Raw genomic sequence first — 19,258 nt, forward strand, 5'->3', positions numbered from 1 at the left:
AAATACTACCGCGCCTCCTCCGCCGCGCGTATCGCCGCGACTTTCCGCCCAAATGCCAGTTGCAGAACCGCCAGCAGCCCAAACGCCGGAAGCAGGGCGCTTGCGGCAGAGATCCCGGTTGCCCCTTTTATCAGCATCGCCCCTGAGGCAATCAGCAGCAAAAACACCATCAGGCGAAACACTTTCACCGAAATCCGCTTGTGAACGTACTGGCCGACCAGCGAGCCGAGGATCATGGTCGGAATACAGAAAATCACCAGCTTGACGGTGGAAATGGTCAGAATACCGCTGGTGGCCAGCCCGCCAATAATCGCGATATTGTTCGCCGTAAAAAAGGCGTTCAGCGTACCGCGAAAGGCGGCGGGGGCCAGATTACGCAGCATCCCGTACATCACTACCGGCGGCCCGTTGGTGGAAAAGGCCGCCCCCAGCGCTCCGGCGATGGCGCCCATAGGGGCGGCAATCCAGCGTTTGTCGTACACCGGCAGACGCGGAATAAACAGGCTGTAGAACGAATAGAGAATGATAAAAGCGCCGAGTCCAATCTTCATAATGTGATCGGGCAGAAACGACAGCGCATACAGCCCCACCGGGATCCCCGCCAGAGAGAACACAATCAACACCAGCGCCGATTTCCAGTCGGTTTCCTTGCGCGACAGCCAGGTGGCGTACAGCGCCGTCGCCGTGCCGACCATCACCGACATCGGCGCCGCCATTTTTAACGGCAGCACCATGGTGATCAGCGGCATGGCGGTCAGCCCGCCGCCAAACCCCGCGCAAATCCCGACGAAGGTGTAAAGAAACATCACCGCCACCACAATCAGCACCGCGCCGGTTTCCAGCATCACGCCATCAGGTGTGAACAAGCTAAAGAAGTCCATATCCGCTCCTTAATTCAGCGACAAGCCCGCATCGACGATAAAGTCCTGCCCGGTGCAGCCGCAGGATTCATCGGACGCCAGAAACAGCGCCAGCCGCGCGCAGTGCGTGCCGTCGAGACGGAATTTCAGCGCCTGGAGTTCGATAAACTGATTTACCGCCGCCGGATCGAGTTTCGCCCACATCGCGTCCTGTTTGGCAGTGCGGATCGCCCCCGGCACCAGGCTGTTCACCCGGATCCCACGCGGCCCCAGCTCCTGCGCCAGCGTGCGGGTAAAGCCGTGAATCGCCGCTTTCGACAGGGAATAGCACACCCGTCCCGGACGCCCGCGCATCCAGTTAATCGAGCCCATATTGATAATGCTGCCGCTGCCTTTGCGCGCCATGCCGGGAATAACCGCCTGAATGGCGAACAGGTGGTGACGCATATTGACGTTAATACGGTTATTAAAATAGTCTTCCGTCAGATCATCAATAGTATGGTGATCGTCGCTGCCTGCGTTATTAATCAGAATATCAATATCGCCCAGCTGTTCGATAATCTGCGTAAAACAGGCTTTAAGCTGATTAATATCCGTGACGTCGCAAAATAAAAACAGACATCCCATTTCCGCAGCCAGTTTCTCACCGGCCCGGGCGTCATAATCCAGAAAGGCCACCCGCGCGCCCTGATTCACAAAGGCGCGGACATATTCTTCGCCAATGCCGCTGGCGCCGCCGGTAATGGCCACGACTTTATTGTGCAGACTTTTATAAATGACGTTGATTTCGCTGTGCATAATCTTATTCCTCAATTATTTTCTGGCGCTGTGCTTAACGACTTTCCAGGTGGCAGAAAAATCTTCGCCACCCAGGCCGTTTTCCATTCCCTGGTCATACACGTTTTTCACCACATTCACGCCCGGCAGAAATAACCCGGCTTCTGTCAGCAGCGATTTCATGATGTTGACGTCTTTGGCCATATTTTGCAGAGAGAAGGCGGTGCGGAAATCTTCGGCGATCAGGCTGTTAATTTTGCTGTCGAGATACCAGTTGGTGGCGCCGCCAAACGAGATGGCTTTATGAAAATCCGCTTTATCGATGCCGTAATGATCCGCCACGGTCAGCATCTCATTGACGCTGTTCTGAATGCCCGCCACCAGCAGGTTATGCACGATTTTCATCACCAGGCCGCGGCCATTCCCGCCCATATGGATCTGGTGATTACCCATCATCGCGAGGATCGGCGACACCTTTTCCCATGCTGCTTTATCACCGCCGATATAAATACCCAGCTCGCCCTTCTGCGCGGCAGGCACCGATTTCACCACCGGCGCGTCGAGCATGATTGCGCCGGTATGATTCACCTGGCGGGAAATGGCTACCGACACGGAGGGATCGATAGTCGACATATCAATGGTGATTTGCCCGTCATGTAAATACGGCAGCATTTGCTGATAAATATCGCGCACATGTTCAGAGCGGGGCACCATGCTGATAATAACGTCGGCACGCTGCGCAATATCCGCCACGGAAATAGCCGCCTGCGCGCCCTGTAATACCAGCCGGTTAATGGCGTCCTGATTAATATCGAAGACCAGAACCGTACCGGTAAATTTGGTGACAATATTTTTGGACATGGCTTCGCCCATCAGGCCAAGCCCGATAAAACCAATGGTTTTCATTTTTTTCAGTTCTCGTTAAATTTTAATTTCTGAATGCCGGGGACAGTAACGCGCAGGGAAAATATCGCACCTGACAGCGGGTGAGCGTTAATTTCTTCTGCGGACATATTTTCCCGGGTGGTGGTAATAAATAAGGTTTTCATGTCACTGCCGCCGAAGCAGACCATGGTCGGGCAGCGCACCGGCAGCCGGATTTCCGCCAGCACCTCGCCCTGCGGTGAAAAGCGCGCAATACGCCAGCCGTCAAACAGCGCGCTCCAGTAGCAGCCTTCAGCGTCGATGGCCGCGCCGTCCGGTCTGCCATTGCCGCGCGGGAAGGTTTTCCAGATCTGCCGCTGACCGGGCTGGCCGTGCGCATCCAGCGGTGTGCGATAAATCACATGATTCGGCGTGTCGCTGGTGTACATCCACCGGCCATCCGGGGAAAACGCCAGCCCGTTCGCGCCCAGAATGTCGGACTGTAACACCGTGGTTTTCAGGTCGGCGTCTACACGGCACAGCAGCGCGCCGTTGTAATCCCGCGGCCCCCAGTAGGTTCCGGCATAAAAGCGTCCCTGGCCGTCGGTGCCGCCATCATTAAAGCGCGCCAGCTGGGGGTTATTCGGGTTATCGCACACTTTCTGCGTCAGCCTGCCTTCGCCATCGGTCAGCCAGATGGCAGAACGCATGGCGACGATCAGACCGCCGCGCTTGCGCAGGGCAAAGCAGCCCACTTCTTCGGCAAAGTGCATCACGCCGTGCTTGCCGCTGTGCGGCTGATAGTGATGAATTTCCTGGCGCAAAATATCGGTCCAGTAGAGCGTCTGGCGGTCGGCATCCCAGGTCGGGCATTCCGGCAGCTCGCCGTGATAGTCAAAGAGTACGCGGGGTTGTTCCATCGTCTGACATCCTTATTGTCATGCTGAGCGACAGCTCGCCGCCGGGCGCGATGCGATCCATTGCCTGGACGTTGCTGCCTGCCGGGAAGCGGTTAATGGCGTCGTTGATATGGCTGACGGGTTCCATCGCCACCACGTTGCGCCCGTCGCCGGGAATAAAAAACACCAGATTCGGCGTGTTGCTGTGCAAGGTGGCGCGGATGCCGCGCTGCGGCCAGCACACGATCGCTTCGCCGTTCCAGTCGGTAAAACAGTTGTCTACCGAGCCGGCGAGCGGCGTTTTAAAGCGCGTGTAGTCCCACGCGGGCGGCACGGCGACTTCCTCATCCGGCAGGCTGTTTTCATCGTTCAGCCAGACGTGGGCGGCGTGAAACATGACCTCGCTGCGGGCGGCGTCGGCAAAAAACGGGTGAAAGCCCAGCCCGGCGGGCACAGCCTGATCCGCGAGGTTGTGATACGTCAGCGACACGCTGAGGTCATTTTCGGTCAGTGCAAAACGCTGGCTGGCCCGCCACGGCCATGGCCAGCGGACAGAGGCCGGGCAGGTAAACGCAAGATCAATCTGCGTTTCACTCGCGTAGATCACCTCCCAGATTTGCTGCCAGCCGATGCCGTGCAGCGCGTGCGGATTATCCGGCACGTTGCGCGTCACCTGAAAAGGCTGGCCGTCAAAGGCGAAGCGCCCGTCGGCAATGCGGTTCGACCAGGGGATCAGCGGATAACTGCCGCACATATTGGCGCGCTGTGCGCCCCGCGGATCGAGAGGGCGCAGAATGTTGTGCCCGCGCCAGCGCAGCCAGGCAAGCGCACCGCCCAACTCCGGCGCGACGGCGATATGCATATCGCCGTATTTACCTTCAATAAGCCGGGTCATCAGTACACCTCCCCGCCGCGAATGGTGAGCTGTTCTCCGCGAATGGCCGCCAGCTGCTCTTTCGCGCGCGCCAGCATAAAGCTCATGTCCGAGGCCAGCGCCACAAAGTTAAAGCCCATCTGCTGGTACTTATTCACCAGTTGCGGATTGCCACCGACGATGCCGCAGGGTTTGCCGAGGCGCTGACAGACCTCCAGCCCGCGCTTGATCATCAGCTGCACCTCCGGGTGCGACGGGTTGCCCGGCTGCCCCATCGCCGCTGACAAATCGCCCGGCCCGATAAAGAAGCCGGTAATGCCGTCCACCTGAGCGATGGCATCGATACTGGCGATGGCTTCCGGCGTCTCCAGTTGCAGGATCAGGCACAGTTCGTCCCGCGCCTCCTGCACAAACTGCGCATTCCCGCCCCAACCAGAGGCGCGGTGCATGGCGGCAAAGCCGCGTTTGCCATACGGTGGGTAATAAGCGGCGACCACCGCCTGCTGCGCCTCTTCCGCGGTGTTGATAAAAGGGATCATCAGCGACATCGCGCTGCCGTCGAGCGCGCGTTTAATAAGCACCACCTCGTTTCCCGCGAGGCGGTAAAGCGGCGTGGTGGTGGCGCTGATGCTGCGGATCGCCCGATCAATGCGTATGGCGTCCAGCGTATCGACGGCGACATGTTCCTGATCCAGCACCAGAAAATCGAATCCGACCGTCGCCATTGCTTCGGCGACGGTATCGCTGCCGGTCATCATCCAGGTGCCGAGCAGGCGCTGGCCTGAAAGCAGGGCGTGTTTAAAAGGGTTCATCAGGGTTCCTTAAAAAATGGGCGGTTCAGGGACATCGCCGCCGGATTGCAGAAAATCAAAATCGCAGCCTTCATTCGCCTGGGTAACGTGCTGTTGGTATAGCGCCGCCCAGGAGCGCGCAAAAACAGTGTGCTGCGGGGTAAGTGCCGCGCGGCGGCGGGCTATTTCGTCGTCGTCCACCAGCATATTGAGCGTGCCCGCCTCAATATCGAGCGTCACCCGATCGCCGGTTTGCACCAGTGCCAGCGGCCCGCCGACCGCCGCTTCCGGCGCGACGTGCAGAATGCAGGTGCCGTAATGGGTGCCGGACATCCGCGCATCGGAAATACGCACCATGTCGGTCACGCCCTCGCGTAGCAGTTTTTTGGGGATCGGCAGGTTGCCCCACTCGGGCATGCCCGGCGCGCCCACCGGCCCGGCATTGCGCAGGATAATCACCGTATCTTTAGTGACCGCCAGATCGGGGTCGTCAATCTGATCCGACAGCGCCTGATGGCTGTCGAACACCAGCGCAGGACCGGTGTGTTTGCGCAGCTGCGGGCTGGCGGCGGAGGATTTCATCACCGCGCCATCCGGGCATAAATTGCCGCGCAGCACCGTCAGTGCGCAGCCCTGTGACAGCGGAATGACCGGATTTTGCAGATCGCGGATCACGTCGTCGTCATAGCAGTGCGCCTGTTCGATCCACGCGCTGACCGGCCGGTTGGTGACGCCCCGCGCATCCAGATGCAAGAAACCGGTGAGCTTTTTCAGCTGCGCCAGCAGGCCGCCCGCGAAGAAAAAATCCTCCATCAGGTATTTTCCCGACGGGAACAGGTTGGCGAGCACCGGCACCCGGCGGGCGATGGCTTCCATATCGGCGAGCGTCAGCGGAATAGCGGCACGGTTCGCCATGGCAATGAGGTGGATCGCCGCATTGGTGGAGCCGCCCAGCGCCATATAGGTGACGATGCCGTTCAGGAAATTCTTTTTCGTCAGCCAGTGGGACGGTTTATGGTCGTACCACACCATATCGACAATGGCCTGGCCGCACTGCGCCGCCATTTGCGGATGACGGCTGTCCGCCGCCGGAATGGAACTGGCACCCGGCAGCGTAAAACCCATGGCATCGGCAATGGAGGTCATGGTTGACGCGGTGCCCATGGTGTTGCAGGTGCCGATGGAGCGCGTCATCGCCCCTTCCAGCTCCACCCAGTCATGCTGCGTAATGGCGCCGAGGCGCAGCTGATCCCAGTATTTTTTGGTGTGCGTTCCCGCGCCTGTGGTCTGGCCGCGCCATTTGCCGGTGGTCATCGGCCCGGCGGGGCAGAAGATCAGCGGCAAATCCATCGACAGCGCGCCCATCAGCAGCGCGGGGGTGGATTTATCGCAGCCGCCGAGCAGCACCACGCCGTCGATCGGATGCTGGCGCAGCAGCTCTTCCGTTTCCATCGCCAGGAAATTGCGGTACAGCATGGTGGTGGGTTTCACCATCACTTCGCCCATCGACAGCGCAGGCAGCTCCACCGGAAAACCGCCCGCCGCCCAGACGCCGCGCTTCACGGCTTCAGCCCGCTCGCGTAAATGCGCATGGCAGGCGCTCATGTCGCTCCAGGTATTGATAATGCCGATGACCGGCTTACCGAGAAACTCGTCCCGGCCAAATCCCATTTGTTGTGTGCGCTGGCGGTGGGCAAACGCCCGGATGGTATCGGGGGCGTACCAGCGCTGGCTGCGGAGTTCACCGATCTCACGGCGTGGTAAGCGATCTGTGTTGAACATCATGTAAGTACTCCGGTGTAGGTTTATTTATACGGTAATATCGTAGCGCTACGATATTCAAGATGGCTTAGCCCTGTTTTGTGATAGCCCCCGCAATTCCCTTGCCGTGAGTATGGTTTTTGACAGGCCAGCTCAAATTTCCCGTCTGTTGTCGTTATCTGTCGGGGAAAGGCTGTGGAATAGTAATGGAACCGCATGCTCAGGGAGGGTGGTGTTATGCAGATGCTATTTTCTGTCGCGTCGTTTTTACTTTTCTTAATTTTCGTAGCGCTATACTCATACCGCAAAACCAAAGGCATTTCAGAAGCGGGTGTGGACGGCTTTTTTCTCGCCGGGCGGGGGTTGTCGGGGTATTTCATTGCCGGATCGCTGCTGCTGTCTAATTTGTCGGCGGAGCAACTGGTGGGGCTGAACGGCAATGCGTATCGCTTTGATATCAGCGGCATGGCCTGGGAAAGCACCGCTGCCGTGGCGACCATCATCATGGCGCTGTTTTTTCTGCCGCGCTTTTTGCGTCGCGGACTGACCACGCTGCCGCAATTTCTGGAAACGCGCTTTGATCAGACGACCCGGCGGATGGTGAGCATTATGCTGCTGGTGGGCTATGCGGTGATGGCGAACCCGTGCAGCCTCTATCTGGGGGCGCTCACCATGAACGAAATCTTTGATTTTCAGTCATTCTTTCATCTGCCCGCCTGGAGCGCCATTGGCCTGCTGGCACTGGCGATGGGGGCAATTGGCGGGCTGTACGCCACCCTGGGCGGCCTGAAAGCGGTGGCCATCTCCGACACTATCAGCGGTGTGATTTTGCTGATCGCCGCGCTGCTGATCCCCGTACTGGGGCTGTTCGCGCTGGGCGACGGCGCTTTTATCAGCGGGGCAACGCGCCTGCTGAACCATCCGGCGCAGCTGAACGCCATCGGCAGTGAAACCGCGTCCGTGCCGTTTAGTACGGTATTTACCGGGATGCTGTGCGCCAATATGTTCTACTGGTGTACTAATCAGATGATCATTCAGCGCACGCTGGGCGCGTCGTCACTGGCCGAAAGTCAGAAGGGGGTGCTGCTGGCGGGCAGTATCAAACTGCTGGTGCCGCTGGTGATGGTGCTGCCGGGGCTGATCGCCTTCAATCTGTTTGGCCCGGTGTTCAGCAATGCGGATTATGCGTATCCGGCGCTGGTCAAAGCGCTGCTGCCATGGTGGCTGACGGGCATGTTCACCGCCGCCATTTTCGGCACGGTGATCAGCCATTTCAATTCGATTATTAACGCCAGCGCCACGCTGTTTGTTATCGATCTCTATGGCCCCCTCACCGGCTGTCAGGACGAGGCAAAACTGGTGCGGGTGGGGAAAATCGCCTCGCTGGCGTTTTCGCTGGTGTCTATTGTGCTGGCCCCGTTGCTGCTGCATACGCCGAACGGCATCTTTGATTTGATGCGCCGCTTTACCGGCTTTTATAACATCCCGATCATCACTCTGGTGCTGGCGGGATTTTTAACGCGCAACGTACCGGCGCGAGCGGCAAAAACAGTGCTGATTTTTCATATTGTTGTTTATGCGATCTATACCTTCAGCGGGGTGCAAAAATTTATTCCGCTGCACTATATCCACGTGATGGGACTGCTGTTCGTTATTGAACTGGCGATCCTGTTGCTGATGGGATATCTGTGGCCTGCGCGCTGGGAGGAGCCGGAGGCGGCGCCCGCCAGAATACCAATGGAAAAATGGCGTTATGCCATCCCGGCAAGTGTTATCATGATGGCCGTTTTAATCAGCATATTTATGACCTTATCCCCGCTCGGTCTTGCCGCGGAAACGGGGATCCCTGACAGTTTCGTCTGGTGGCTTACGGCTGTCTGGGCCGGGGCGTTGCTGCTGATGCGGCTGTTAACGCGAAATAAGAAGACGGGAGTGGAATGCGCCAGAGATCACGCCAAATCGTAAAACTTGATGATGTCGCCGGGAAGGCTGGCGTCTCGCCCTCCACGGTTTCGCTTTATATCCGCCAGCCCGATCGCGTGTCGGAAAAAACCGGCAAAAAAATTCAGTCGGCTATCGACAGCCTGGGCTACGTGCACAACAAAATCGCCAGCCAGTTTACCGGCGGACAGAGCAGCAATATGGCGATTGTGCTGCCGTCGCTGGCGAACAGTTTTTTCAGCCACGTGGTGCAGCGCATTGAATCGACGGTGAGCGCGCAGGGGTTTCAGCTGTCCATCGCCTCCCACGATCACAGCCTTGATAAAGAAGAAGAACAGATCCGCTCGATTCTGCAATGGTCCCCGGCGGTGATCGCCATTGCCGGGGCAGACCATAAACCGTCAACGCTGAAGATGCTGCGCAACAGCGGCGTGCCGGTGGTGCAGATGTGGCAGGTGGACGGCGGCGCGTTCCCGGCGCAGGTCGGCAATAATCACACCGAAATTGGCTATGCGGCGGCACGTTTTCTGCTGGATTCCGGCTGTCAGGAGCTGGCGTATTTCACCACCCGCTTTGAGGATGATATTCGGGCGCGAATTCGCTACGCCGGTTTCAGCCGCGCGCTGGAAGAGCAGGGGAAAAGCGCCCTGCTGGTGGATATTCCCCGTGCGGAAAATATCTGGCAGGCCAGCCGGGAAATCCTTATCCCGACGCTGGTGAAAACGCGCGGGCTGGACGGCATTTTTTGTACCAGCGATGCCATTGCCACCGCGCTGCTGATGGAAGCGCAAAGCCGCGGCATCGCCGTACCCGAAAAGCTGAGTATTCTTGGCTACGGGGATTTCCCCTCCAGCGCCTGGCTGTCGCCGGTGACCCTTTCCAGCGTGAACCTCAACGCCAGCATTATTGCCGCCCGCACCGCGGAAATGATGCTGCGTATGAGCGCCGACCGCAGCTGGCAGGGCGATATCGTCGACGCGGGATTTGAGATCGTGCCGCGCGGCAGTACGCGACTGCCGTTTTAAAGATGCAATAATTCGTTTCTTCTCTGCCCGGCGGCGCAGGCTTGCCGGGCCTACGAGTATCATCGATGCTGTAGGCCGGGTAAGGCGAAGCCGCCACCCGGCGCAATGCACGAAAACACAGTTAACTTGCCTGATATATCGATCCCGCACTGCCCGACTGTTCACCCTCATCATTTCCCGCTACAGTTATCCTTCCACGGCTGATAAGGAGAGGGAAATGCTCTATATCTTTGATTTAGGTAATGTGATTGTCGATATTGACTTCAATCGGGTGCTGGGCGCATGGAGCGATTTCAGCCGGGTGCCGCTGGCGACGCTCAAGCAGAGCTTCACCATGGGCGAGGCTTTCCATCAGCATGAGCGCGGGGAGATCACCGATGAAGCCTTTGCCGAAGCGCTGTGCCGGGAAATGGATCTCCCCCTCAGCTACGAGCAATTTTCCCACGGCTGGCAGGCGGTGTTTGTTGCGCTGCGCCCGGAGGTGATCGACATCATGCATAAACTGCGCGCCCAGGGGCACCGCGTGGTGGTGCTGTCCAACACCAATCGTCTGCACACGACTTTCTGGCCGGAGGAATATCCGGAAATTAAAGCTGCCGCCGATCATATTTACCTGTCCCAGGATATGGGGATGCGTAAACCCGAAGCACGAATTTATCAGGCGGTGTTACAGGCCGAAGGATTTAGCGCCGCCGATACGGTCTTTTTTGACGATAACGCCGATAATATAGAAGGCGCTAACCAGCTGGGGATCACCTCCATTCTGGTGACCGGTAAAGACACTCTCCCGACCTATTTTGCGAAGCAGTTATGTTAAAAACCGTTCATCATAAAGCCAGGCATCATACCCGACCGGTGGTGGCCTGGCTCAAATTGCTCTGGCAGCGTATTGATGAAGACAATATGACGACGCTGGCGGGGAATCTCGCCTATGTGTCCCTGCTCTCGCTGGTGCCGCTGGTGGCGGTGATTTTCGCGCTTTTCGCCGCCTTTCCCATGTTCAATGACGTCAGTATCCAGTTGCGGCATTTTGTTTTTGCCAACTTCATGCCCGCCACCGGCGATGTGATCCAGCGTTATATCGAACAGTTTGTCGCTAACTCCAGCAAAATGACGGCGGTGGGGGCATGCGGGCTGATCGTCACCTCTTTACTGTTAATGTATGCCATTGACAGCGCGCTTAATGTCATCTGGCGCAGTAAACGGGTACGGCCGAAGGTTTACTCCTTCGCGGTGTACTGGATGATCCTGACGCTGGGGCCGCTGCTGGCGGGCGCGAGCCTGGCTATCAGTTCCTATCTGCTCTCCCTGCGCTGGGTGAGCGATCTCGACAGCGTGATTGACGACGTGCTGCGGATTTTCCCGCTGATCCTCTCCTGGCTGTCGTTCTGGCTGCTGTACAGCATCGTGCCGACCACGCGCGTACCGAACCGCGATGCCCTTGTCGGCGCGCTGGTCGCCGCTCTGTTATTTGAGCTGGGCAAAAAAGCTTTTGCCCTCTACATCACCATGTTCCCCTCTTATCAGCTGATTTACGGCGTGCTGGCAGTGGTGCCGATTTTATTCCTCTGGGTGTACTGGACGTGGTGTATCGTCTTGCTTGGCGCGGAAATAACTGTCACTCTCGGGGAATACCGCAAACTCAAAGAAGCCGCAGAAGAAGCACAAGCAGACCAACCATGATTGCATTGATTCAACGTGTTAGCCGCGCCAGCGTCAGCGTGGAGGATGAAGTGACGGGTGAAATCGGCCCGGGACTTTTGGTGTTATTAGGTGTCGAAAAGGATGACGACGAGCAAAAAGCCGACCGCCTGTGCGAACGGGTGCTCGGCTATCGTGTGTTCAGCGACGCTGACGGCAAGATGAACCTCAACGTTAAACAGGCTGGCGGCAGCGTGCTGGTGGTGTCGCAGTTCACCCTCGCGGCCGATACCAGCCGCGGCATGCGTCCGGGGTTCTCAAAAGGCGCTGAACCTGAGCGTGCCGAAGCGCTGTATGACTATTTCGTGTCGCGTTGCCGCAGCCTCGATATGGTGACGCAAACCGGACGATTCGCTGCCGATATGCAGGTTTCGCTGGTGAATGACGGCCCCGTAACGTTCTGGCTCCAGGTATGAGTCAGCTTGCGGTGTTGCCCCGGTCAACAAGAGAGAATACCGCTATGTACCACCTACGCGTACCGCAGACAGAAGAAGAATTAGAACGTTACTACGCCTTTCGCTGGGAAATGCTGCGTAAGCCGCTGCGCCAGCCGCGCGGCTCCGAGCGCGATGCCTGGGATGCGATGGCGCATCACCAGATGGTGATGGACGAAGACGGCAAGCTGGTGGCCGTCGGGCGACTGTATATCAATGCCGACAATGAAGCCTCGATCCGCTTTATGGCGGTACATCCCAGCGTGCAGGACAAAGGCCTTGGCACGCTGATGGCGATGACGCTGGAATCCGTGGCCCGGCAGGAGGGCGTAAAGCGCGTCACCTGTAGCGCGCGGGAAGACGCCGTGGAGTTTTTCGCCAAGCTCGGCTTTGTGAACGAAGGCGAGATCACCGCGCCGCAGACCACGCCGCTGCGCCATTTTTTGATGGTGAAACCCGTCGCTTCGCTCGATGATATTCTGCATCGCGGCGACTGGTGCGGGCAGTTGCAGCAGGCCTGGTATCAGCATATTCCGCTCAGTGAAAAAATGGGCGTGCGCATCCAGCAGTACACCGGGCAAAAATTTATTACCACCATGCCGGAGACGGGCAATCAGAACCCGCATAACACGCTGTTTGCAGGCAGTCTGTTCTCACTTGCCACGCTCACCGGCTGGGGGCTGATCTGGCTGATGCTGCGCGAGCGTCATCTGGGCGGCACCATTATTCTGGCGGATGCGCATATTCGTTACAGCCAGCCGATCAGCGGACGCCCGAGCGCGGTTGCGGATTTAGGCTCGCTCAGCGGCGATCTGGACCGCCTGGCCCGTGGTCGTAAATCCCGCGTTCAGCTCCAGGTCGAGCTCTTTGGCGACGATAAAGCGGGCGCGATTTTTGAAGGCATCTATATCGTGCTGCCCGCCAAACCCTTCGGACCGCTGGAAGAGGGCGGTAACGAAGAAGAGTAGGGCTCATTTCAGATGCTTTAAAGGGTCCATTTGTTGATGCAGAATGCGGGCAATAAAAATCCCGTCATTCTGCATCTGATAAAAAATGGCGTGCTGACCGTGATCGTAGCGACGAACATCTTCAATAATATTTATCTCGCGCCCCATCAAAGGGTTTTGAGCGAGTAGCATTAGAAACGTATCCAGTTCAGCGGTGTATTTATCTGCCTGCAATGGGCCAAATTGACGCCAGGAATATTCATAAATCGCACCAAAATCCTCGGCGGCCAGCCTGGAGAGTTTATACATTTAAGCTGCGTTTTTTCCTTGTCGCAATTTCCTGCAAAGTTAACGGGCTTTCCCCACTGTTAAGTCCCTTTTCCAGCGCTTCGCGTAACTTACCATTGTGTAACTCCTGTTCTTCCAGCAAACGTAACGCGGAACGCACGACTTCGCTTGTTGAACCATAACGCCCGCTTTCAATCATCTCGCTAATAAAACGATCTAAATGGTCCCCAATCGTTATGCTGGTTGTTCTGGGCATTTTTTCCTCCTGTGTTATCTATTAACACAAGATAGCACTCCGGGTCTTAAACCGGAACGATCGCATGGAAAATCCACCACGCCACGCTCCCAATCCACAGCGTTATAGCCGGATGCGTAAGGGATGTAAAAGTGTGATCACGATTTCTGAAAGCGCCTCGCAAAGCAGCGCGAACGCAATAAAAAAGCCCGCACAGGGCGGGCTTTTATAACTACGGCTATTTACTCACCTTCACCCGGGAACAGGAACGGGTTGATGGAGCTGCGGGCAAAGCCTTCCTGCTCCATGCGCGCGTCCAGCACCAGCGAGGCCAGATCGTCTGCCACCGGTTCGACGTTCGGGTCTTTTTCCTGATACAGAATTTTCAGGTAAGTACCGCAATCCCCGCAGGTTTCGGTTTTGATGGCCGACTGCTCGCTGTCCAGCGACCAGTAATGCAGATCGCGCGTTTGCTCGCAGTTGCTGCACTTCACGCGCACCACATGCCACTCGGTTTCACACAGGTTGCAGTGCAGATAACGCAGCCCCTGGGTGGTGCCGATATGTACCATGCTGGAAACCGGGATCGAGCCGCACACCGGGCAGAACTGGCGCTGTTCGCCATATTCCGCGCGGGCTTTGCCGGGGATCAGGCTGGCCATCTGCGCCCAGTACAGTGATAACGCTGCCCAGATAAAGGGCGCTTTATCGCTGCTGACGGAGGCAAAATCCGTCGCAAAGAGCGCGCTGGCCATCGCCTCAAGCTCCTGGGACGAGGCTTTTTCCAGATTCTCTATCACCGCCAGCGCCGTACCGCTCATCTCCGGTTTCAGTTCGGCGATCAGCGAATGCAGCAGCTTATGCCAGTGCGTATCGCGCGGCAGGACATGAATATCCAGCGGCGGCTTGCCCTGGTCGTTGGCTTCTTTGATGCGGGCGGTAAGATCCATCTGTAACGGATGGTCGTACAACACCACTTCCTGCGCGTGGGCGATCAGCGCGGCAAAGCGCAGATAATCGCCAAGCGGATTGCTTTCCGCCAGTTGACGCAGCCGCTCAGCACGGCGGTTATAGAGATTTTTGAGCCTGGGGAAAAGCAGCGGCGGGATCATATCCGCCGCGCGTTTCTCGCTTTTTTCCAGCTCATCTTGCGGGATTATGCGAATACTCATTCAGGTGACTTATCCTCTTTCTGGCGGACTTCACGGTACCAGCGCGGGTGATGTTTCTTTGCCCACGTGCTGGTTACCCAGCCTTCCACCATCGCGGTTATGGTGCCTTTAACCCATAGGGCGGCGTAGATATGCACCATGATAACCACAATTAACCCTACTGCGGCAAATGAATGCAGCATTAAGGCAAATCGGATCACCGGAATGGAGAAGACCGGCGCGAAGTACGGACGCCAGATAATCACCCCGCTAACCAGCAGCAGCACCAGCAAAATAATTGCCGCCCAGAACACGCATTTCTGGCCGAAATTATAACGCCCGGTATCGCCCACCTCGTCGTTAACGATGATCTTGCGAATGTTCTTCGCCCAGAAAATATCGTCGCGATTGATAAGGTTATGATGCCAGTAGCGGAAAAACATGATGATAAAAGAGGCAAACATCACCACACCCACGAAGGGGTGCAGGATGCGCGCCAGCTGCGGCGTACCGAGAATATGCATCAGCCAGTTAAAGGACGGGAAGAAAAAGCCCAGCCCGCTCACCGACGCCAGCACGAAGCAGAAGGCGGTGACCCAGTGGTTAATGCGTTCCGGCGCGGTGTAGCGCACGATGGTGTCACGTTTTCTCATTTGCGCACCTCGTCTTTCTCTTCATGCAGGTTGTCATCCTCTTCCTCTGCGCGGTTCGGACCGACACCGACGTAGTGGAAGATGCTGGCCGCGAAGGTTGCCGCAAAGCCGACAGCCGCGAGCGGTTTCCAGATGCCTTTCCAGAATTTCACCGTGGCGCTGATTTCCGGGTTCTCCGGCAGGCCATGGTAAAGATTCGGTTTATCAGCGTGGTGCAGAACGTACATCACGTGCGTACCGCCAACGCCTGCCGGATCGTACAGGCCTGCATTGTCGTAGCCGCGCGTTTTCAGCTCGGCCACACGCTCGCCCGCCAGGTTTTTCATATCCTCTTTAGAACCAAAGTGGATAGCCCCGGTCGGGCAGGTTTTCACGCATGCCGGCTCCTGGCCGACAGTCACGCGGTCCACGCACAGGGTGCATTTGTAGACGCGATTGTCTTCCGGGTTCATGCGCGGTACGTCAAACGGACAGCCTGCAATGCAGTAGCCGCAGCCGATACACTGTTCCGACTGGAAATCGACGATGCCGTTGGCGTACTGAATGATCGCCCCTTCAGACGGGCAGGCTTTCAGACAGCCAGGATCGGCGCAGTGCATGCAGCCGTCCTTACGGATCAGCCACTCCAGTTTGTCGTTTTGCTCCACTTCCGAGAAGCGCATCACCGTCCAGGATTTAGCGGTCAGATCCGCCGGGTTGTCATACACCCCGACGTTGTGTCCCACTTCATCACGGATGTCGTTCCACTCCGAACAGGCCACCTGACAGGCTTTACAGCCGATGCAGGTGGTCACGTCGATGAGCTTCGCCACTTCAAGCTGGTGATCCCGCGCCTGAGGCGCAGGGGTGAAACCGTTGGTCGCGGAACGACGGATAATATCTTGCGATTGATAAGCCATAAGTCGTCTCCGTTACACCTTTTCCACGTTCACCAGGAACGCCTTAAACTCCGGCGTTTGCGTGTTTGCATCACCGACAAACGGCGTCAGCGTGTTGGCGATAAAGCCTTTCTTCGCCACGCCCTGATAACCCCAGTGGATCGGGATGCCGATGGTGTCGACCTGCTGACCGTTCACGTTCAGGGTACGAATACGTTTCGTCACCACCGCTTTGGCTTTGATATAGCCACGGTTAGAAGAGACGCGCACGGTATCGCCCTGGGCGATGCCCAGCTTGCCCGCCAGTTTCTCGCCGATCTCCACGAACTGCTCCGGCTGCGCAATGGCATTCAGCAATGCGTGCTTGGTCCAGTAGTGGAAATGCTCGGTCAGACGGTACGTGGTGCCGACATACGGGAACTTATCCGCTTTTCCTAACGCATCCGCGTCGCCTTTAAAGATACGGGCGGCCGGGTTAGAAATCACTTTCGGGTGCAACGGGTTAGTGCCCAGCGGCGTTTCAAACGGCTCGTAGTGTTCCGGGAACGGACCTTCGGCCATTTTGTCCATCGCGAACAGACGGCCCACACCTTCCTGCAACATGATAAACGGGCCCACATCGCTGCCCGGCGGCGCGGTGTTGTAGTCCGGAATATCGGCCCCGACCCACTTGCCGTTGGCATAAGACAACAGCTGGCGTTTCGGATCCCAGGGTTTACCCTGCGGGTCCGCGGAGGCGCGGTTATACAGGATGCGGCGGTTCAGCGGCCACGCCCATGCCCAGCCCAGCGTATTGCCGAGGCCCGATGGATCGGCGTTATCGCGGCGCGCCATCTGGTTGCCATCCGGCGTCCAGCTACCGGCGAAGATCCAGCAGCCGCTGGAGGTGGTGCCATCGTCACGCAGGTGCGCAAAGGAACTCAACTGGTTGCCTTTTTTCGCCAGCACATCGCCGGTGACCGGATCGATAATATCCGCCAGCGCTTTGCCGTTGCTTTCCATGGCCACTTCTTCCGCCGACGGGTTTTCCGGCGTCAGGTAGTTCCAGGACATGTTCAGCACCTGTTCCGGATTCGCCCCGCCTTCTGCGGCGTACATCTTGCGCAGACGCATGAAAATACCCGCCAGGATCTCGCCGTCATTCAACGCTTCGCCGGGGGCGTCCGCGCCTTTCCAGTGCCATTGCAGCCAGCGACCGGAGTTAACGATAGAGCCGTTTTCTTCCGCGAAGCAGGTGGACGGCAGACGGAACACTTCGGTCTGAATGGTGGACGGATCCACATCGTTCTGCTCACCGTGGTTCTGCCAGAAAGTAGAGGTTTCGGTGTTCAGCGGATCGATAGTCACCAGGAATTTCAGTTTCGACAGCGACGCGATCACTTTGTTTTTATTAGGGAAAGAGGCGACCGGGTTAAAGCCCTGGCAAAGATAGCCGTTGACCTTGCCCTCGTTCATCATCTCGAAATATTGCAGAACGTCGTAGCCTTTATCCCACTTCGGCAACCAGTCAAAGCCCCAGTTGTTCTCTGCCGTCGCTTTGTCGCCATAGAAGGCCTTCATCAGCGAGACGAAGAATTTCGGGTAGTTGCTCCAGTAGTTGACCTGATTTTCCAGCAGCGGTTTGGTGGTGTTACCCGCCAGATAAGTTTGCAGATCGGCTTGTTTATCATTCGGCAGCGTCATGTAACCCGGCAGGCTTTGCGTCAACAAGCCGAGGTCGGTCAGACCCTGAATGTTGGAGTGACCGCGCAGAGCGTTAACGCCGCCGCCTGCCATCCCCATGTTGCCGAGCAGCAGCTGGATCATCGCCATCGTACGGATGTTCTGCGCGCCGACGGAGTGTTGCGTCCAGCCGAGGGCATACAGGAAGGAGGCGGTCTTATCGTGCGCGCTGGTTTCCGCAATGTATTCGCAGACTTTCAGGAAGTCGGCTTTTGGCGTACCGCAGATGTTTTCAACCACGTCCGGCGTGTAGCGGGAGACGTGTTTTTTCATCATGTTCCATACGCAGCGCGGATGCGTCAGCGTGGTGTCGCGTTTCGCAAAGCCGCGTTCATCCAGCTCGTAGTTCCAGGTCGCGCGGTCGTACTGGCGTTTTTCCGGGTCATAACCGGTAAACAGGCCATCGTCGAAGCCGAAATCTTCACGCACGATCAGGCTGGCGTTGGTATAGGCTTCGGTATATTCGCGGTTGTATTTTTCGTTGTTCAGCAGGTACAGGATCACGCCTGACAGGAAGGCGATGTCAGTACCGGGGCGGATCGGTGCATAGAAATCGGCGACCGAGGCCGTGCGCGTAAAGCGCGGATCAATCACAATCAGCTTCGCGCCGTTATGGATTTTGGCTTCCATCGCCCAGCGGAATCCCACCGGATGCGCTTCTGCCGCATTTCCACCCATCACCACGATGAGGTTGGCGTTCTTCATGTCGACCCAGTGGTTGGTCATCGCACCGCGACCAAATGTTGGAGCAAGACTTGCTACCGTTGGTCCGTGTCAGACACGCGCCTGGTTATCGACGGCTAACATGCCGAGTGCGCGGGTAAATTTCTGGGATAAATAGCCGGTTTCGTTGCTGGCGGCGGATGCGCAAAGCATACCGGTCGAGAGCCAACGGTTGACGGTGGTGCCTTCTGCGTTTTTCGCAATATAGTTGGCATCACGATCTTCTTTCATCAGCTTAGCGATGCGATCAAACGCCTCTTCCCAGCTGATACGCTGCCATTTATCAGAACCTGGTGCGCGATATTCCGGATATTTCAGGCGCGATTCGGAGTGGATAAAGTCCACCAGACCTGCGCCTTTCGGGCACAGTGCGCCGCGGTTTACCGGATGATCCGGGTCGCCTTCGATATGGAAAATGGAAGCTTTCGCGTTTTTCGCGCCGTCGCCGAGGCTGTACATCAACAGCCCACAGCCGACAGAGCAATATGTGCAGGTGTTTCGGGTTTCGCGGGTGCGCAACAGTTTATACTGCCGCGTTTCCGCCAGCGCTACGCCAGGGGCAAAGCCCAGCGCTGCTGCCGTCGTGCCTGCCATACCGCCAGCGCAGATCTTAAAGAACTGCCTTCTGCTGACCTGCATGGTCACTCCTTCGTTATTTCGACATTTACTCACGTACTTATACTTTGCGGCAGGCGCCGCAAAGGTTCAGAATTACGGGATCCCCTGTTTTGAGG

Annotated in this window: 19 protein-coding genes; 6 read left to right on the plus strand and 13 right to left on the minus strand. The window is 57.4% G+C overall.

Annotation, left to right across the window (positions count from 1 at the left end; all coding sequences use genetic code 11):
- Nucleotides 1-5 precede the first annotated feature (5 nt).
- From BMF08_RS05780 to araD, 7 genes are read right to left on the minus strand one after another with little or no spacing between them, the layout of a single operon-like run.
- On the minus strand, nt 6-881 hold the full coding sequence (locus BMF08_RS05780; RefSeq protein WP_072571399.1) for a sulfite exporter TauE/SafE family protein: 876 nt from the start codon (nt 879-881) through the stop codon (nt 6-8).
- 9 nt (nt 882-890) lie between these two features.
- On the minus strand, nt 891-1,658 hold the full coding sequence (locus tag BMF08_RS05785) for an SDR family NAD(P)-dependent oxidoreductase (protein WP_072571398.1): 768 nt from the start codon (nt 1,656-1,658) through the stop codon (nt 891-893).
- A gap of 15 nt (nt 1,659-1,673) precedes the next feature.
- Complete coding sequence (locus BMF08_RS05790) at nt 1,674-2,543, minus strand: NAD(P)-dependent oxidoreductase (RefSeq protein WP_072571397.1); 870 nt, start codon at nt 2,541-2,543, stop codon at nt 1,674-1,676.
- 5 nt (nt 2,544-2,548) lie between these two features.
- Entirely contained in the window at nt 2,549-3,421 is an 873-nt protein-coding gene (locus tag BMF08_RS05795) for an SMP-30/gluconolactonase/LRE family protein (RefSeq protein ID WP_072571396.1), read from the minus strand.
- The gene (locus BMF08_RS05800; RefSeq protein WP_072571395.1) at nt 3,396-4,295 is read right to left on the minus strand and encodes an aldose 1-epimerase; all 900 of its coding nucleotides are present in this window, start codon (nt 4,293-4,295) and stop codon (nt 3,396-3,398) included. Before BMF08_RS05800 ends, BMF08_RS05795 begins: the two co-directional genes overlap by 26 nt.
- Complete coding sequence (locus BMF08_RS05805) at nt 4,295-5,086, minus strand: HpcH/HpaI aldolase family protein (RefSeq protein ID WP_072571394.1); 792 nt, start codon at nt 5,084-5,086, stop codon at nt 4,295-4,297. Before BMF08_RS05805 ends, BMF08_RS05800 begins: the two co-directional genes overlap by 1 nt.
- A 9-nt stretch (nt 5,087-5,095) precedes the next feature.
- Nucleotides 5,096-6,850 carry an L-arabinonate dehydratase gene (araD, locus tag BMF08_RS05810; RefSeq protein WP_234007215.1) on the minus strand — a complete coding sequence of 585 codons (1,755 nt, stop codon included), beginning with the start codon at nt 6,848-6,850 and terminating at the stop codon, nt 5,096-5,098.
- A gap of 213 nt (nt 6,851-7,063) precedes the next feature.
- Between araD and BMF08_RS05815 the strand changes: the two genes are divergently transcribed.
- From BMF08_RS05815 to fabY, 6 genes are all read left to right on the plus strand, one after another.
- Nucleotides 7,064-8,791, plus strand: coding sequence for a solute:sodium symporter family transporter (locus BMF08_RS05815; protein ID WP_072571393.1), 1,728 nt, complete (start codon nt 7,064-7,066; stop codon nt 8,789-8,791).
- On the plus strand, nt 8,764-9,792 hold the full coding sequence (locus tag BMF08_RS05820) for a LacI family DNA-binding transcriptional regulator (RefSeq protein WP_072571392.1): 1,029 nt from the start codon (nt 8,764-8,766) through the stop codon (nt 9,790-9,792). Before BMF08_RS05815 ends, BMF08_RS05820 begins: the two co-directional genes overlap by 28 nt.
- Before the next feature lie 217 nt (nt 9,793-10,009).
- Nucleotides 10,010-10,609 carry a glucose-1-phosphatase gene (gene yihX, locus BMF08_RS05825; RefSeq protein ID WP_072571391.1) on the plus strand — a complete coding sequence of 200 codons (600 nt, stop codon included), beginning with the start codon at nt 10,010-10,012 and terminating at the stop codon, nt 10,607-10,609.
- The gene (locus BMF08_RS05830) at nt 10,603-11,475 is read left to right on the plus strand and encodes a virulence factor BrkB family protein (RefSeq protein ID WP_072571390.1); all 873 of its coding nucleotides are present in this window, start codon (nt 10,603-10,605) and stop codon (nt 11,473-11,475) included. Before yihX ends, BMF08_RS05830 begins: the two co-directional genes overlap by 7 nt.
- Nucleotides 11,472-11,909 carry a D-aminoacyl-tRNA deacylase gene (dtd, locus tag BMF08_RS05835; RefSeq protein ID WP_072571389.1) on the plus strand — a complete coding sequence of 146 codons (438 nt, stop codon included), beginning with the start codon at nt 11,472-11,474 and terminating at the stop codon, nt 11,907-11,909. The genes BMF08_RS05830 and dtd overlap by 4 nt, the downstream gene beginning before the upstream one ends.
- A 44-nt stretch (nt 11,910-11,953) precedes the next feature.
- Nucleotides 11,954-12,895, plus strand: coding sequence for a fatty acid biosynthesis protein FabY (fabY, locus tag BMF08_RS05840; protein WP_072571388.1), 942 nt, complete (start codon nt 11,954-11,956; stop codon nt 12,893-12,895).
- Nucleotides 12,896-12,898: 3 nt separating this feature from the next.
- Here the strand turns inward: fabY and BMF08_RS05845 are convergent, their stop codons facing one another.
- The 6 genes from BMF08_RS05845 to fdnG form a co-directional block, all read right to left on the minus strand.
- Nucleotides 12,899-13,183: a type II toxin-antitoxin system RelE/ParE family toxin gene (locus BMF08_RS05845; protein WP_072571387.1), complete on the minus strand. Its 285-nt coding sequence runs from the start codon at nt 13,181-13,183 to the stop codon at nt 12,899-12,901.
- Nucleotides 13,176-13,418 carry a type II toxin-antitoxin system ParD family antitoxin gene (locus tag BMF08_RS05850; protein ID WP_072571386.1) on the minus strand — a complete coding sequence of 81 codons (243 nt, stop codon included), beginning with the start codon at nt 13,416-13,418 and terminating at the stop codon, nt 13,176-13,178. Before BMF08_RS05850 ends, BMF08_RS05845 begins: the two co-directional genes overlap by 8 nt.
- 221 nt (nt 13,419-13,639) lie before the next feature.
- A complete protein-coding gene (gene fdhE, locus BMF08_RS05855; protein WP_072571385.1) occupies nt 13,640-14,569 on the minus strand; it encodes a formate dehydrogenase accessory protein FdhE in 930 nt (309 codons plus the stop codon).
- Nucleotides 14,566-15,201: a formate dehydrogenase cytochrome b556 subunit gene (gene fdoI, locus BMF08_RS05860; protein ID WP_072571384.1), complete on the minus strand. Its 636-nt coding sequence runs from the start codon at nt 15,199-15,201 to the stop codon at nt 14,566-14,568. The genes fdhE and fdoI overlap by 4 nt, the downstream gene beginning before the upstream one ends.
- Nucleotides 15,198-16,100 carry a formate dehydrogenase subunit beta gene (fdxH, locus tag BMF08_RS05865; protein ID WP_072571383.1) on the minus strand — a complete coding sequence of 301 codons (903 nt, stop codon included), beginning with the start codon at nt 16,098-16,100 and terminating at the stop codon, nt 15,198-15,200. Before fdxH ends, fdoI begins: the two co-directional genes overlap by 4 nt.
- A 12-nt stretch (nt 16,101-16,112) precedes the next feature.
- Nucleotides 16,113-19,163, minus strand: a complete 3,051-nt coding sequence (gene fdnG / locus BMF08_RS05870) for a formate dehydrogenase-N subunit alpha (RefSeq protein ID WP_105310574.1) — start codon at nt 19,161-19,163, stop codon at nt 16,113-16,115.
- Between the last annotated feature and the right edge of the window lie 95 nt (nt 19,164-19,258).

This window comes from Enterobacter sp. SA187, assembly GCF_001888805.2.
GTDB lineage: Bacteria > Pseudomonadota > Gammaproteobacteria > Enterobacterales > Enterobacteriaceae > Enterobacter_D.